Annotated in this window: 10 protein-coding genes; 6 read left to right on the top strand and 4 right to left on the bottom strand. The window is 72.5% G+C overall.

Translation table 11 applies throughout. The annotated features are described in order from the left end of the window. Positions 1-60 precede the first annotated feature (60 nt). Positions 61-3,003, top strand: a complete 2,943-nt coding sequence (locus CP983_RS41030; protein ID WP_150505489.1) for a helix-turn-helix transcriptional regulator — start codon at positions 61-63, stop codon at positions 3,001-3,003. 16 nt (positions 3,004-3,019) lie between these two features. Here CP983_RS41030 and CP983_RS41025 read toward each other — a convergent pair whose 3' ends face one another. The 4 genes from CP983_RS41025 to CP983_RS41010 form a co-directional block, all read right to left on the bottom strand. Further along, positions 3,020-4,210, bottom strand: coding sequence for an SGNH/GDSL hydrolase family protein (locus CP983_RS41025; protein ID WP_150505488.1), 1,191 nt, complete (start codon positions 4,208-4,210; stop codon positions 3,020-3,022). Further along, the gene (locus CP983_RS41020) at positions 4,207-6,582 is read right to left on the bottom strand and encodes a glycosyl hydrolase family 95 catalytic domain-containing protein (RefSeq protein ID WP_150505486.1); all 2,376 of its coding nucleotides are present in this window, start codon (positions 6,580-6,582) and stop codon (positions 4,207-4,209) included. The genes CP983_RS41025 and CP983_RS41020 overlap by 4 nt, the downstream gene beginning before the upstream one ends. Positions 6,583-6,647: 65 nt before the next feature. Beyond that, the gene (locus tag CP983_RS41015) at positions 6,648-8,465 is read right to left on the bottom strand and encodes an alpha-galactosidase D (RefSeq protein ID WP_126903471.1); all 1,818 of its coding nucleotides are present in this window, start codon (positions 8,463-8,465) and stop codon (positions 6,648-6,650) included. 23 nt (positions 8,466-8,488) lie between these two features. Beyond that, positions 8,489-9,676 (bottom strand): ROK family transcriptional regulator, encoded by a 1,188-nt coding sequence (locus CP983_RS41010; protein WP_125528747.1) that lies wholly within the window; start codon positions 9,674-9,676, stop codon positions 8,489-8,491. Positions 9,677-9,894: 218 nt separating this feature from the next. Between CP983_RS41010 and CP983_RS41005 the strand changes: the two genes are divergently transcribed. The 5 genes from CP983_RS41005 to CP983_RS40985 all read left to right on the top strand — a co-directional run bounded on the left by CP983_RS41005 (position 9,895) and on the right by CP983_RS40985 (position 15,659). Further along, positions 9,895-11,124 carry a serine hydrolase domain-containing protein gene (locus CP983_RS41005; RefSeq protein WP_125528748.1) on the top strand — a complete coding sequence of 410 codons (1,230 nt, stop codon included), beginning with the start codon at positions 9,895-9,897 and terminating at the stop codon, positions 11,122-11,124. Positions 11,125-11,219: 95 nt separating this feature from the next. Then, positions 11,220-12,599 (top strand): CAP domain-containing protein, encoded by a 1,380-nt coding sequence (locus CP983_RS41000; RefSeq protein ID WP_150505484.1) that lies wholly within the window; start codon positions 11,220-11,222, stop codon positions 12,597-12,599. A gap of 64 nt (positions 12,600-12,663) precedes the next feature. Next, positions 12,664-13,341 (top strand): AIM24 family protein, encoded by a 678-nt coding sequence (locus CP983_RS40995; protein WP_107909757.1) that lies wholly within the window; start codon positions 12,664-12,666, stop codon positions 13,339-13,341. A 204-nt stretch (positions 13,342-13,545) separates the two neighbouring features. Next, positions 13,546-14,592: a tetratricopeptide repeat protein gene (locus CP983_RS40990; protein WP_150507185.1), complete on the top strand. Its 1,047-nt coding sequence runs from the start codon at positions 13,546-13,548 to the stop codon at positions 14,590-14,592. Next, positions 14,589-15,659 (top strand): polyprenyl synthetase family protein, encoded by a 1,071-nt coding sequence (locus CP983_RS40985; protein WP_150505482.1) that lies wholly within the window; start codon positions 14,589-14,591, stop codon positions 15,657-15,659. The genes CP983_RS40990 and CP983_RS40985 overlap by 4 nt, the downstream gene beginning before the upstream one ends. Positions 15,660-15,679 lie beyond the last annotated feature (20 nt).

Here is a 15,679-nt window from a genome sequence, read left to right as displayed (position 1 = left end):
CTGTTCCCGGCGCCCGAAAAGCCCACGGGTTCTGCCGGTGCCAAGTGGCAGGATGTTTTCGTGTCGCAAGCCTCCTTCAGTACCCCGCTCATCGGCCGGGACGACGAATTCGCCCGGCTCTCCGGGGTGCTGGAACGTGCCCGGGACGGGGATGCCCGGGCCGTGCTGGTCGCCGGGGACGCCGGGGTCGGCAAGACCCGGGTGCTCGACGAGGTCGCGGGGCGGGCCACCGCCGACGGGATGATCGTGCTGACCGGGCACTGTGTCGACCTGGGCGATGTCGGACTGCCGTATCTGCCGTTCACCGAGGTCCTCGGGGTGCTCGCGGGTGACGAGCGGTTCGCGGGTGTCCTCGACGGGCATCCGGTCGTGGGCCGGTTGCTGGGCGGTGGCACGGACGCGGTGAGCGACCGGCTGCGGCTGTTCGAGGGCATCGCCGGGCTGCTGGCCGACCTGTCGGAGATCGCGCCGGTGCTGCTCGTCCTGGAGGACCTGCACTGGGCCGACCAGTCGTCGCGGGACCTGCTGCGGTTCCTGCTGAGCCGGGGCATCCTCCAGCGGACGGCCGGTGGGGCGCCCGGGCACCGGCTGGCCGTGTTCGCGTCCTACCGCGCGGACGACCTGCATCGACGCCATCCGCTGCGGCCGCTGCTCGCCGAGCTGGTACGGCTCCCCGCGGTCGAGCGTCTCGAGCTGCGGCCCATGGCCGACGCCGAGGTGGCCCGGCTGGTGCGGGCCGTGCAGGAACAGCCGCTCCCCGACACGACCGTGCGGCGGATCGTGGAGCGGGCGGAGGGCAACGCCTTCTACGCGGAGGAGCTGGTCGCGGCCACGGACACGGAGGCGGGCGGGGTGCCCAGCGGGCTGGCCGACGTCCTCCTGATCCGGTTCGAGCAGCTCTCCGACACCGCGCAGCAGGTGCTGCGTACGGCCGCGGTCGCCGGGCGGCGGGTGGAGCACGACGTGCTGCGGGGTGCCGTGGGGATCCCGGAGGACGAACTGGAGTCCGCGCTGCGCGAGGCCGTGGGACGGCAGTTGCTGGTGCCGGGCGCGGGAGACACGTACGCGTTCCGGCACGCGCTGGCCCGCGAGGCGGTGTACGCCGATCTGCTGCCCGGTGAACGGGCCCGCCTGCACGGCGCGTTCGCCCGGCTGCTCACGGGGCGCGGCCGGCCGAAGGAGACGGCGGCCGAGCGCGCCCACCACTACCGGGCGAGCCACGACCTGGCCGAGGCCCTCGCCGCCTCGCTGGAGGCCGCCTCGCACGCGCACCGGGTCGGCGCGCCGGCCGAGGAGCTGCGGCATCTGGAGACCGCCCTCGACCTGTGGTCGTCGGTGGAGCCGGCGGCGCGGCCCTCGGGCGAGGGCAACGACCGGGTGACCCTCACGCTGCGCGCCTCGGCCGCGGCCGCGCACGCCGGTGAGTCGCACCGGGCGGTCTCCCTGACCCGTTCCGCGCTCGCGGGCGTCGGCCAGGACACCGACGCCGAACTCGCCGCCCGGGTCCGCTACACCCTCGCCGGCAATCTGCTCGGCGTGGACAGCCTCTCGGCGGCCTACGCCTACAGCAGTGAGGCGCTCGCCCTGATCCCGGCGGAGCCCCCGTCGCGGACGTGGGTGTGGGCGGCGGCCACGCATGTCATGGCCGCACGTCAGGTCGGTGAGGACGAGACCGCGCTGCGGATCGCCCACGAGGCCCTGCGCACCGCCGAGCAGCTGCGGGTGCCGGACGCCCAGGCGGACCTGCTGATCTCGCTGGCCGCGCTGGAGGGCGGCGGCCGGCGCACCCCGCTGGGGCGGGAACGGCTGCGGGAGGCGCGGGAGTTGGCGAGGGCGTCCGGGAACGCGCCGGTGGAGATGCGGGCCCTGTTCAACCTCGCCGTCGGCTGCTTCGAGTCCGGTGAGCTTCAGGAGTGCCTGCCATGGCTGGCCGAGGGTCTGGACCGGGCCCGGCGTGCGGGGTTGCTCTCGTCGCCGTATCCGCTGGAGATGCGGTATCTGCGGCTGCTGGTGCTGTACGCGCTGGGCCGCTGGGACGAGTGCCTGAGCGTGGCGTCGGCCGACGCCGAGGTGCTGCCCGCGGCGGGCGGCTTCACGGCCGGTCCGGCGCTGTACGTCGCCCTGGCGCGCGGCGATCTCCGCGCCGTCGAGCAGGCCGGTGCCCTGCTGGAGGGGCCGTTCGACTGGATGGGCACGCTCGTCGCGGGCATCGCGCTGACCGACGCCGCCGCGCTGCGCGGTGACGCGGAGGAGGCGGTGGAGCGGATGGGGACCGCCGTCGCGGCCCTCACCGACGACGTGGGCAGGCCGCCCGACGTCACGGTCCGGCTGGCCGCCCTCGCCCTGTCCGCGGTCGCCGACCGGGCCGCCGCGCTGCGCCTGACGGGTGACGCGGAGGGTGCCGGGCGCTGGGCGGACACGGCGACGGAACTGGTCGGGCAGGCGCGGACGGCGGCCGTACGCGGCGAGGTCGGCGTGCCGCAGGGCCCGGAGGGCATGGCGTGGCTGGCCCGTGCGGAGGCGGAGTGGACTCGGGCCGTGAGCGGGCCGGACGCGGGGGCGTGGGCGAAGGCGGTGGCCGCGTTCGACTACGGCGACGACTACGAGCGGGCCAGGTGCAGGCTGCGCCACGCCGAGGCGCTGCTGGTGGCGGACGACCGTGAGGCCGCGGGTGCCGAGGCCCGGGCCGCCCGGGAGACGGCTGTCCGGCTCGGTGCGACACCGCTGCTGGAGCGGGTGGACGCGCTGATCCGCCGCGGTCGTCTGGCGGAGGCCCACGCCGACGGTTCCTCGCCGCTCACGGCCCGCGAGCAGGACGTCCTGCGGCTCCTCGCCGTCGGCCGCAGCAACCGGCAGATCGGCGAGGAGCTGTACATCACCGGCAAGACGGCGAGCGTCCATGTCTCCAACATCCTCGCCAAGCTGGGCGCCGCGAGCCGTACGGAGGCGGTGGCGATCGCCTATCGCGAGGGTCTGATCACCCGTGAGGAGACGGTGGGCTGACCCGCCGTCGCGTCGATCAGCCGGTGGGGTCGCAGTCGAGGGCGGTCAGGTCGACGGCGTCGGCCATCGCCTGCATGCCCTTGTCGTTGGGGTGTATGTGGTCGCCGCCGTCGAGGGCCGGCAGCATCCTCTCCTGGTCGTAGGGGCTGCGCAGGATGCGGTCGAAGTCGGTGACGGCGTCGAACTCGCCGCTGCTGCGGATGAAGGTGTTGACCTCCTGGCGTACGGCCTCGCCGGCCTGGTCCCATTCGTGCCAGCCCTTGAAGGGGCCGACGGTCGCGCCGACGACGCACTTGCCGGCCGCGTGCGCCCGGTCGACGATCTCGCGGTAGCCCTCGATGAGGTCGTCGGCCGTGACGCCGGTGTGGGCCTTGATGTCGTTGACGCCCTGGAAGAGGAACACGGTCCGCACGCCCGGCTGGGACAGCACGTCCCGCTCCAGCCGGTTCAGCGAGCTCTGCCCGGCGCCGTCCGCGAGGACCTTGTTCCCGGAGATCCCCTCGTTGGCGACGCCCTTGACCGCGGTGTCCGTCTTCTGGAGCCGGCGGGCGAGGTAGTCGGGCCAGCGGCGGTTCAGGTCGGAGGTGGACTGCCAGCCGTCGGTGATGGAGTCGCCGAGGGCGACCACGGCGCCGGTGCCCTTGGGGGCCTGCACGGAGACGGCGTCGAGGTAGAACCAGGACCCGGTCGGAATGGTCCAGGGGGTGCCGCTGTCCTCGGCGGTGCGGTCGCCCTGGGTGGCGTACGACGTCTGCATGGCCATCCAGTGCCCGCTCGCCGGGCCGGCCGCGTCGGGGCTGTGGAGGCTGACGACGAGGTTGGACGCGGTGGGCAGCTTCCCGGGCAGCGGGTCGCTCCACACGGTGGCGCCGGCCGGCACGGTGACGGTGCGCTCGCCGCCGAAGGCGAGACGCCGGTTGGTGCCCGGCCGCAGTTCGGCGCCCTGCTTCTGGAGGCCCGCGTAGGCGCTGTCGAAGGTGATCGGCCGGTCGCCGAAGGCGTTGGAGAGCCGGACCCGGACGCCGGAGCCGCCGACGCTGGTGTGCACGACGAGCCGGTAGCTGCGGCCGGCGACGCCGTCGCCCATCCGGTCCGCACTGGCCGCCCAGGTGACGACGCCGCTCGGGCCACCGGTCGCCTCGGCGGGCGCCGCCTGGCAGGCGACGAGCGTCAACAGGATGGCGGCCAGGGGCAGTTTGGATCTCACCGGGCGAAGTCCTTCAGGGTGACGGACGCGCCGGGCCGCAGCGAGACCGTGCGGGAATCCTTGCCGTGGGCGACCGTCGTGGTGCGGCCGCCGACGCTGCGGATCCGCGCCTCGGTCGGCCTGCCGTCCCGCCAGTGCAGGTCGACCTCGAAGCCGCCGCGCACGGGGACGCCCTCGACGAAGCCCGATGCGGCCCAGGCGTCGGGCAGGGCCGGGAGGAGTTCGACGTGTCCGGGCCGGGAGTACAGCAGCATCTCCACCATGGCGGCGGGGGTGCCGAAGTTGGCGTCGATCTGGAAGATGCCCCGGCCGCGTTCCACCTCGTAGATGTCGAAGAGGTTGAAGGCGGTGCCGTTGCTGCCGTCGGTGGAGGGGCGGAGGTTGTTGACGATGAGCTGGTAGGCCTTGTCGGCGTTCTTGAGGCGGGCCCAGCACAGGCTGCGCCAGGCGTTGGCCCAGCCGAAGCTCTCCATGCCGCGTGCGGTGAGCAGCGCGGTGGCGCCATCGACGAGGTCCGCCGGGGTGGAGCCGTCGGGGCGGATGCGGTCGCCCGGGAACAGGTTGATCAGCGGGGACAGGTGGCGGTGCGTGGTCTCACCCAGGTTGTCCGGCGACATCCACTCCTCCAGCCAGCCGGTGGACGGGCTGACCTGCGGCAGGTACAGCTTCCTGCGCAGTGCGGCGATGGTATCCGCGAAGCCTGCGTCCCGCCGGAGTTCGGCGGCCGCGGTGCAGTAGTTCCCGAACAGCGTCCACACGACTTCCTGAGCATAGGTGATGCCCTTGGCGTCCTGCGGGCCGTGTTCCGGGGACCAGTCGCTGTCGTCGACGAGCACCTCCTTCGAGGTGCCGGGGAGGGTGATGGTGAGCAGCCGCGCCTCCCAGAACTCGCACGCGCCCTTGAGGAGGGGGTAGATCTTCGCGAGGTACTCGCGCGATCCGGTGTACTCGTAGTGCTCCCACAGGGTGGTGCACAGCCAGGCGTTGCCCGCCGGGTGCCACCACCAGCCGCTGCCGCCGTAGGGGTTGGTGGAGAAGGCGACGGCCCAGCCGGCGTTCTTGCCGCTGGAGTTGCGGTAGCGGTTGCGCGGGTCGTTGTACAGGCGGCGGGTGAGGTCGTTCCAGGACGGGAGCTGGGCGACGCAGTAGTCGGTGAAGGCGTCGAAGCACGGGAACAGGCCCGTGCGGTCGGCCATCCAGTAGTTCATCTGGATGTTGATGTCGGTGTGGTAGTCGCCCATCCAGTCCGGGTCGTTGCCGTCCAGCCACAGGCCCTGGAGGCCCAGCGGGAGGCTGCCGCGGGAGCCGCAGATCATCAGGTAGCGGCCGAACTGCAGGTAGGCCGCCTCCAGTTCGGGATCGGGCTCGGGGTCGCGGCTGCGGGCGTGCAGACGCTCCCAGGTGTCGAGTTCGCGCTGCTCGGCGGAGGACGTGCCGAGGGAGAGACCGAATCGTCCGTACAGGGCGCGGTAGTCGGCGACATGGGTACGCCGCAGGGCATCGGCGGACTCCGCGACGGCGGCGCGGACCTTCGTGCGGGCGAGTCGCTCGGGGTCGAGTGAGGGGTCGCGGAAGCCGGAGTCGGCGTCGGGCGCGTAGTTGGTTCCGGCGGTGACGACGACGGTGAGGTCCTTGCAGCCGCTGAAGTCGATGCGGGTGCCGTCGACGGTGACCTTCCCGCCGGTGCCGCGCGCCTTGACGGCGGCGCCGTAGCGCAGGCCGTTGGGGAGGGTCGCGGCGAAGGACTCGGCGGCGGTGGGGTGTTCGCCGTGGGTGCCGGTGAGGGTGATGGTGCCGGTGTACCGGCCGCCGCCGCTCTGGGTGAAGCGCAGGACGATGACGTCGTCGGGTCGGCTGGCGTACATCTCGCGCCGGTAGGTGACGCCGGAGCGGACGTAGGAGCTGGTGACCAGGCCCTGGGCGAGGTCGAGGGTGCGGCGGTAGCCGTTCACGCCGCCGAGGTCGTGGTCGGGGATGTCGACGGTGAGCCTGGCCAGCAGGGTGAACGAGCCGAAGTCGGAGCGGCCGTAGGGGAACTGGCCGTCCTGGTCGAGGGTGTCGTTGAGGCCGCCGGTCCACATGGTGGCGTCGGTGATCAGGAGGAGTTCGCGGCCGGGGTCGTTGCTCGCGAGGGCGCCGATGCGGCCGTTGCCGACGGGCAGGCCCTGTTCGATGAGGGAGCCCTCGTCGCCGGGGGCCTGCCACCACAGCTGCTGGCGGGCGGCGTCGGCGGGCAGCGGGACTTCGGCGGGGCGGGCGGGTGCGGCGGTGGCGGTGAAGGCGGGCAGTGTGCCGAGGGCGGCGGTGAGGCCCGCGGTGGTGGCGAGGGAGAGGACGGTTCTTCTGCTCGGCTCGTTCGGGCTGGTGTCCATGTGCGGCTCCGGGGTCGTCCGGGCCGGGGCCCGGCGCACGGCCGGGCCCCGACGGGAGGGGGAGATCAGAGGGACTTCGGTACGTCGATCCGGTCGATGTCCGGCGCGTAGCCGGTGCCGCTGTCGAAGACGACGGTGTTGGTCCCGGCCTTGAGCTTCACCGGCACGTAGACGCTGTTGACGGTCCCCCAGTCACCGGTGGAGGGCAGCTTGTGCGAGGTGGCGCCGCCGTCGCCCGCGGAGACGAGGACCGAGCGGGCGTCACCGCTGACGTAGGCGACCTTGATCTGGTAGGTGCCGGCCTTGGCCACCACCACGTCGTTGACGGTGACCTTGCCGCCGACGTAGAGGTTGCCGACCTTCTTGCCGCCGGAGCAGGCGGAGCAGTCGGCCACGGAGGCGTTGCCGCTCAGGGTGTTGGAGCCGGCCTCGGCCTCGTACGCGGTCCAGGCGAGGTCGGTGCCGCGCGGGGTGACCGTGAACAGGCGGGAGCCGTGGGCCGGGAGGGCCTGGGTGATCTTGTCGGTGTAGGTGCCGAGGCCTTCCTTGTTCCACACGTCGCGCACGGCGGCCTTGCCCTTGAAGCCGAGGGTCTGCCAGTTCGCGGTCACCGAGGCGGGTGCGTCGGAGAGGTTGAACAGGGCCACGGTGTAGGTGCCGTCGGGGTTCTTCGCGGCCCACACCTGCTGCGGGTCGGAGGCGGTGACGGGCTCGGCGGGCGGGGCGCTGCTCTGGTTGATCGCGATGACCTCGCGGTTGGTCAGCAGCGACAGGCCGTAGGAGTCGAGCCTGGTGATGTCGTCACCGGTGAACAGCGGGGACTTGGCGATGGCCCAGAGGGTGGCGTAGCTCTGCCGTTCGGCCTTGGTGAGGCCGTCCATCTCGCCGTTGCCGACGTTGAGGGAGTCGAGGTCGTTCCAGCCGCCGGGGCCGGCGTGGTCGGTCCAGGCGGGGGCGTCGTCCCAGCGGTCGTCGACCGAGTTCTCCCAGGTGACCAGGGTGTTGCAGTAGCACTCGACGTCGGTGTCGATGCGCCAGCCGTTGGAGTACTTCTTCCAGTCCGCGACGTGCCCGTAATCCAGGGACCAGGACAGTTCCAGGTGGATCGGCCGGCCGGCGGTCCTGATGGCCTTCTGCCAGGCGGCGACGTCGGCGACGTTGTTGTAGTTGTCGCCGTTCTTGAACGAGCCGGGGCCGACGCCGTCGAGCTTCAGGAAGTCGTAGCCCCAGTCGGCGAACATCTGCGCCTGGGAGTCGATGTACTTCTGCGCGCAGGGATCCGAGAAGTCGATCTTGTAGGCGCTGTCCCAGCCGTTGGTGGTGCGCAGGTCGTCGTAGACGATGTCGCCGGTGGTGCAGCCCTCGGCGTTCCAGATCGGGTTCTTGCCGTCGTTGTACGCCCCCTTCTCCAGGCCGACCGGGAGGTAGATGCCGGCCTTGAGTCCCTTGGAGTGGATGCGGTCGGCGACGGCCTTCATGCCGCTGGGGAAGCGCACCGGGTCGGCCTTCTGCCGGCCGTACTCGTCGAACTGCGACTTCCAGGACCAGTCCATCCACCAGCCGGCGTCTATGTTGACGTACTCGTAGCCGTACTTCTTCAGCTTGGCGGCCATGGCGTCGGTCTGCTTGATGACGTTGGCCTCGGACAGGTAGCTGTAGTCGCCCTTCGGGTTGAGGCCCGGGTACTTCGACGACTGCATGGTCCAGCTGGTCCAGCCCATGTAGGGCTTGGCGGCCACTTCGGTGCCGGCCGTGGCGGCCGGGGGCGTGGTGGTCTCGGCCTGAGCGGCGGGGACGGCCGCGGTGACACCGGCGGTGAGGGCGAGGACCACCACGGCTCTCAGGGCGCGTGCGGGCATGACGGAGTACGAGGATGACCTCATGGGTCGTGCCTCCAGGGGTTGGTTCAGCGGTACTGGCGCTGGTCGTCGGCTCGGATGAAGGACTGGATCGCGGTGGCCGCGGCCCCGCGCGCCCACTCCTCGAAGGGCAGTGGGCGGGTCTGTACGTCGCACTGGGCGGCGGTTCCGAACGCGGCCGCGGCGAACGCGTCGCGGATCTGTTCGGCGAACAGGTCGTAGGCGGCGAGGCCCTCGCCGGAGATGATCACCCGCTCGGGTCCGAGCAGGTTGGCCACGGTGGCGATGCCCCGGCCGATCGCCTCGCCCGCGCGGGCGTAGGCCTCACGGGCTCCGGCGTTCCCCTGATGGGCGAGCGCCGCGGCCTCGGCGGTGTCGGCGACCTCGGCACCGGTGCTCTCCCGGATCCGCCGCACGATCGCGGCGTCCCCGGCGATCGCCTCCACGCAGCCGCGGTTGCCGCAGTGGCAGGGCGGGCCGGCCGGGTCGACGGTCACATGCCCGATCTCCCCGGCCACGCCGTGCGCCCCGGCGACGACCCGGCCGTGCACCACGAGGCCGCAGCCGATGCCGGCACCGACGGTCACCACGGCGAAGTCGGACAGTCCGACTCCGGCTCCGAACCACTGCTCGGCGACGGTGAGGGCCCGTACGTCGTTGTCGACGGTGACCGGCAACCCGGTGGTGGCGGCGGCGAGTTCGGCGAGGGGCACGTCCCGCCACTCCAGGAACGGCGAGTACCGGACGACTCCGGCGCCGCGCTCCACGTCCCCGGAGACGGCGATGCCGAGGCCGAGAACGGGGACGCCGAGGTCGCCGGCCTCCGCGAGGAGTGTGCCCGTGAGTTCGGCGACCGAGGCCAGCACGCTCCCCGGCTCCCGGTCGGGGAGCGGGGCGTGGCGGGCGACGCGGATGCGGCAGCACAGGTCGGTGAGCACGCCGATGACCGCGTCGCCGGTCACTTTCAGGCCGATGAACAGGGCCCGTCCCCCGTCGACCCGTACCGGGTTGGCGGGGCGGCCGAGCGCGGGGCGGGCGGTCTCGTCCACGTCCTCCACCAGGTAGCCGGCCTCTATCAGGGGCCGTACCGCCTTGGTGACGGCGGCCGGTGACAGTCCTGCCCGCCGGGCCACCTCCAGACGGGTGAGGGGCCCATGGCTGAGGACGGTGGTGAAGATCTGCGAGGCGGCCGGCGTGTTGGCCGGAAACGTCTCGGCGCGGTGGATCGAGGACATGACCGGAACCTAGAGCCCTTATTTTCCGTCGTCAATAAAAGAAGCAGGATTCGTTCGAGGACTCCGGATCCGGCCGTTCGAGGACTCCTACCCGGTGATCGCGGTCTGTCCAACTGTGCGTCGTCTGTGGCGATGTGACGGGATGCGAGAAGGTTGCCCCGCACGCAGATGATCGTTCACGTATCGGCAGCACTTCGAAGGAAACGGGAGGAACCCGCATGGTCTCAGCATCGGTGGTCAGAGGTACGGCGGTGACGGCGGCCCTGATGTCGCTCCTGGCGGTCCCCGCGCATGCCGCGCCCCTGGAGCCCGGCACCACGAGGGCCGGCGCCCCGGCCCCGGACGTCACGGGTCTGTGGAACGACCTGCGCGCGGCGCAGCGCAGCGGCGCGCCGGGCGCGATGGCGCGTCTGGAGGACCGCGACACCGTCCACTGGGCGGCCGTCGGCGTCGCCGACCGGAAGACCGGAAGGGCTCTCAGCAACTCCGACCGGTTCCGCATCGGCAGCATCACCAAGGTCTTCTCGGCGGTCGTCCTGCTGCAACTGGCCGAGGAGAAGAAACTGACGCTCGACGCCCCGGTCGACCGCTATCTGCCGGGGCTGCTGCCCGACAAGAGCATCACGGTGCGCCATGTGCTCAGCCACCGCAGCGGCCTGTACGACTACACCAACGACATGTTCGCGCGGACGGTTCCCGGCTTCGAGGCGGTCCGCAAGAAGGTCTTCACCTACCGTCAGCTGGTCAACCGCTCCCTGGCCAAGCCGCGGACCACCAAGCCGGGCGGGGCGTACTCGTACTCCAACACCAACTTCGTCGTCGCGGGCATGCTCATCGAGAAGCTCACCGGGCACCCGGTGGCGACCGAGTACCGCGACCGGATCATCGAGCCGCTGATGCTGACCGACACCTTCTACGTGCACCCCGGCACGAAGATCCCCGGCCGGTACGCGCGCGGCTATCTCACCCCGGACACCGCGGGCGCCGCGCTCGTCGACGCCACCGAGCAGACGGCGTCCTGGGCGCAGAGCGCGGGCGCGGTCATCTCCAGCACCCGGGACCTCAACACCTTCCTGTCGGCGCTGCTCGGCGGCCGGCTGACCTCCAGGACCCAGCTGGCACAGATGCAGCGCTGGGTGCCGGCGGGCAGCACACAGGCGTACGGGCTGGGGCTGCGGCGGCGCGACCTGTCGTGCGGCGTCTCCGTCTACGGCCACACGGGTGCCGTACAGGGCTACTACTCCTACGCGTTCGCATCCAAGGACGGCAAGCGCAGCCTCGCCGCGGTCGCCACCGCCTCCAACAACGGCACGCTGCACAACACGATGCTGCGCACGCTGGAGTCCGCGTTCTGCGGCAAGCCGTCGAAGAAGGCGCGGCCCGCCGCCACGCCCGTCGAGCGGCACGACGACATCGCGCCGGACAACAAGCTGAGCTTCGACGAGTAGGACCGACGCCGCACGTCAGGTGGGAACCCCCGGGATCCGGTGCGCGTTCTCAGGACATCCGCACCGGATCCCGAACCACCCACCAGGACGGCCCGATGAGCGAGTTGGTCCCCGGGGGCAATCTGCCCCTCCCGGGCGGCGGCATGACCGTCCGGGTACCCGGCCCCTTCGACGTGTCCGCGCTCATCACCGACGACAGCGGCAAGGTGCGGGGCGACGCCGACTTCGTGTTCTACAACCAGCCGTCCGCGCCGGGCGCCCGTCTGCACGGCGACACCCTGACCGTCGACCCGCCGCGGCTGCGCTCCGGGGCGACCCGGGTCACGGTGGTCGTCAGCCCGTCCGACCCCGGCACTCCCCTGGGCCGGCTGCCCGCGCCGGTGCTCCAGGTCACCGACCCGGACGGCCGCCCGATCGCCCGGTTCGCCCCGCCGCGCCCGGGGCCGGAGACCGTACTGCTGCTCGCCGAGGTCTACCGGCGCGGCGGCGGCTGGAAGCTGCGGGCTCTCGGGCAGGGGTACGCGGACGGACTGGCGGGGCTCGCGCGCGACTTCGGGGTGGACGTGATCGAGGACGCCACGCCCTCGCCGGCCGGGCGGACGGCCGTACCGCCCATGCCCGGCGCTCCGCCGACGCCCACGGCACGCTCCACGATGCAGACGCTGGCCGCCCTGACCGTCCCGGACTTCCCCTCCCCCGATCCGGACGGCTTCCTCGGCCCGGTCAACTCCGCCCGGGCCGGCGTCGGTTCGCCGCCCGTCGCCCCCGACGCCCGGCTCGCCTCCGCCGCGGGGGCGCACGCCTCCGCGATGGCCGCGGTGGGCCGACTCGGTGTCGAGGGCGGCGACGGTGTGTCCGTGTACCAGCGCATCACCGCCACCGGGTACGCGTACATCACCATCGGCGAGCACCTGGTCTCCGGTCCGCGCACCCCGGCCGAGTTCGTCGCGTACTGCCTGCGCACCGAAGGCGCTCGCCGCACCCTGCAGGACGCCGCCTTCACGCATGCCGCCGTGGCGTCGGTCAGCGGCGGCCGCTCCGGCGACACGTACTGGACGGCGCTGTGGGCCAGGCCGCTCGCGCCGGGTGATCTGCCCCGTACCGCGGCCGAGGTCGTCGACCTGACCAACCGGGAGCGGGCGAGGGCCGGGCTGCGCCCGCTGGCCGCCGATCCCGCGCTGACCACGGCCGCGCAGTCCTACAGCGCCGACATGGCGACCCGCGCCTTCTACTCCCACACCTCGCCCGAGGGGACCCAGCCGTGGGACCGGGCGGCCGCGGCGGGCTCCCGGATGCGCGCGATCGGCGAGAACATCGCGTGCGGTCAGCGCTCCCCCGCCGAGGTCGTGGAGGGCTGGATGAACAGCCCCGGGCATCGCGCCAACATCCTCAAGCGCGACTTCACCCACATAGGCATCGGCTTCGCGGGCGGCGGTCCGGCTGGCACGTACTGGACACAACTCTTCGGCGGCTGACGGATCCGGGCCGCGACACGCCGCGACCTAGGCGGAACGATGCCGTCCGGGACACGATGCCCGCATGAAGGGTGACCTCTTTTCCAGCGAGCACATGGTCCAGCCGGCCACGGCGCCGGGCATGACGATCGAGAACGCCAAGTGCATCAAGTACGCGGTGAACGGCGAGATGCACGCCCGCCAGGGCGCCATGGTCGCCTACCGCGGCAACCTCCAGTTCGAGCGCAAGGGCCAGGGCGTGGGCGGCATGCTCAAGCGGGCCGTGACCGGTGAGGGGCTGCCGCTGATGGCGGTGCGCGGACAGGGCGAGGCCTGGTTCGCGCACGAGGCGCAGAACTGCTTCATCGTCGACGTCGACCCCGGCGACGAGTTCACGGTCAACGGCCGCAACGTGCTGTGTTTCGACGCCTCGTTGTCGTACCGGATAGCGACGGTGAAGGGCGCCGGCATCACCGGCGGGGGTCTGTTCAACAGCGTCTTCACCGGTCAGGGCAGGCTGGGCCTGATCTGCGACGGCAATCCGCTGGTCATCCCGGTCTCGCAGCAGTACCCGGTGTACGTCGACACCGACGCGGTGGTCGGCTGGACGGCCGGGCTCCAGACCTCGCTGCACCGCTCGCAGTCCCTCGGCTCGATGCTGCGCGGCGGTTCCGGCGAGGCCGTACAGCTGATGCTGCAAGGTCAGGGCTATGTCGTCGTACGGCCGAGCGAGGCGACACCACAGAAGCCGCAGCAGCACTGAAGCGTCCCCGCGAGGTGATCTGCGCCTCACGAGCAACCCACTCCGCCCTGCCGACGTCTTGATCGACAACAGGTGAAGCCCTGGCCGAGCATTTGGCCAGGGCCGGTTCTCAACGCTCTATACACGCCATGTATACCGACGACGTATACGCACCATGTATACACTCGGAGTAGACACTGCGTGTATATCGATCGAAAGGCATCGATGTACGGCAAGGCATTCGCCCCGGAGTACCAGGGCGCCCTGACCACTCTGTCCGTGAACGCGTCTCTCACCGACGTTCTGGCCGCCGGCACCGAGCAGTTGAGAGCGGCCGAGCGGTCCGGACAGCACGGCGAGGCGGCCCGCTCCGGGCTCGCCGTCGCCGAGGCGCACCGCCGGCTGGGGCAGATCGGGGACGCCGACCGCGCCTGGAAGGCGAGCTACCGCGCCGCCCGCGAGGCCGACGACTGGGGGGCGATGGCCTGGGCGCTGTGGAGCGGCGGCACGCTGGCCCGTCAGCGCGGCGCGTTCCCGCTGGCCCGGCGGCTCCTCCAGCTCGCCGCGGACCTCGGCGAGCGCGGCGGCGACATCGTCGTGCGCGGCTACTCGCTGGCCGGGCTCGCGGAGACCGGCCGTATCCAGGGCGACTACGCGGCCGTCCACCGGCTGCACGAGCAACTGCTGGCCGAGGCCCGTCGGCGCGGCGAGGCCCGGCACACCGTGTGGGCGCTGGAGGGCATCGCGCAGATCCACCGCAACACCGGCTCGTACGACACCGCGTACTCCCTGTTCGAGGAGGCGGCCGAGATCGCCGCGGGCGCCGAGGACCGCCGCGGCCACGCCTGGGCGCTGCGCGGGCTGGCCGACGTGGTGTCCGTGCGGGACGGCGACGTGGAGCGGGCGCTGGCCCTGCTGTCCGAGGCGGAGGCCACGTGCCGCGCGATGAAGCTGTCCAGCGCGCTTGCCTACAACCACAAGATGCGCGGCAACGTCCTCTACCGCGCCGGGCGTTACACCGAGGCGCGGGCGATGTACGAGCAGGCGCTGTCGGAGTTCCGGGCGATGAGCGAGCCCCGCGGGGAGGCGCTGTCCCGGCTGGGGCTGGCGAAGTCTCGGGCCCAGCTGGGGCGCGACCGCGCGGAGACCGCCGCCGAACTGGCGGAGCTGGCCGACGTGCTGGAGCGGATCGGGCTGCGGCACGCGCGGGAGATGGTCGGACGGGCGCAGCGGGAGTTCGGCGTCGAGGCGGAGGCGGTGGGCGCCCGATGACCGCCTCTTCCCCGGCGCTGCGGGCTCCGGCCGACGCCCACCGGCGCGCCTCGACGGTCCGTTTCCCGGTGGACGCCGGTCAGGTCCTCGACCGTTGCCGGACCTTGGTGCGGCCCGCGCTGCGGGAGGCCGTCGGGCGGACCCATCCGTGGGTCGGCGAGATGGCCGCGTACTCCTTCGGCTGGTGCGAGGTCGGCGGCGCGCCGACCGCGGCCTCCGGCGGCAAGGGCGTCCGGCAGGCACTCGCCGTGCTCGGCGCGGAGGCGGCCGGTGCGCCCGGCCGGACCGCGGTGCCCGGGGCGGTCGCGGTGGAGCTGGTGCACGCCTTCTCCCTGCTGCACGACGACATCATGGACGGCGACGAGGCACGGCGCCGCCGCCCCACGGTGTGGAAGGCGTACGGCACCGGACCCGCCGTCCTCGCCGGGGACGCGCTGTTCGCGCTGGCCGTCGAGACGCTCGCCGCGGCACCTCAGGGCCCCCGGGCGGTGCGGCTGCTGTCCGTGGCGTTGCAGGACCTGGTGCGCGGGCAGGCGGACGACCTGCTGTTCACCACGCGTCCCTGGACGGGCCCGGAGCGGGTGCGGCCGGACGAGTACCGGACGATGGCCGAGCACAAGACGGGCGCCCTGCTGGGCTGCGCCGCGGCACTCGGCGCCCTGCTCGGCGGGGCGCCGCCCGCGACCGTCGACGCGCTCGACCGCGCGGGCCGGCATCTGGGCATCGCCTTCCAGGTCGTGGACGACCTGCTGGGCATCTGGGGCGACCCCGCCGTCACGGGCAAGCCGGTGCACGGCGATCTGCGGGAGCGCAAGAAGACGTATCCCGTGCTCGCCGCCCTCGACACGCCCCTCGCCGGCCGGCTCGCCGCACTGCTGGAGTCGGCCGCCGACCCCGGCGAGGCGGCCGCGCTGATCGAGGAGGCCGGCGGCCGCTCCGCCGCGCTCACGGAGGCACGGCGTCATGTCGCCGCCGTGGAGGCGGCCCTGGCGGACGTACCCCTTCAGGAGGGGCCCGCGGAGGAGCTGCGCTCACTGCTGGACTTCCTCGTGCGGCGCGATCTGTGAGCACCCGGTCCACGTGTGCG

This window comes from Streptomyces chartreusis (genome assembly GCF_008704715.1).
Lineage (GTDB): Bacteria > Actinomycetota > Actinomycetes > Streptomycetales > Streptomycetaceae > Streptomyces > Streptomyces chartreusis.
This window is presented reverse-complemented; position numbering and strand designations above follow the sequence as displayed.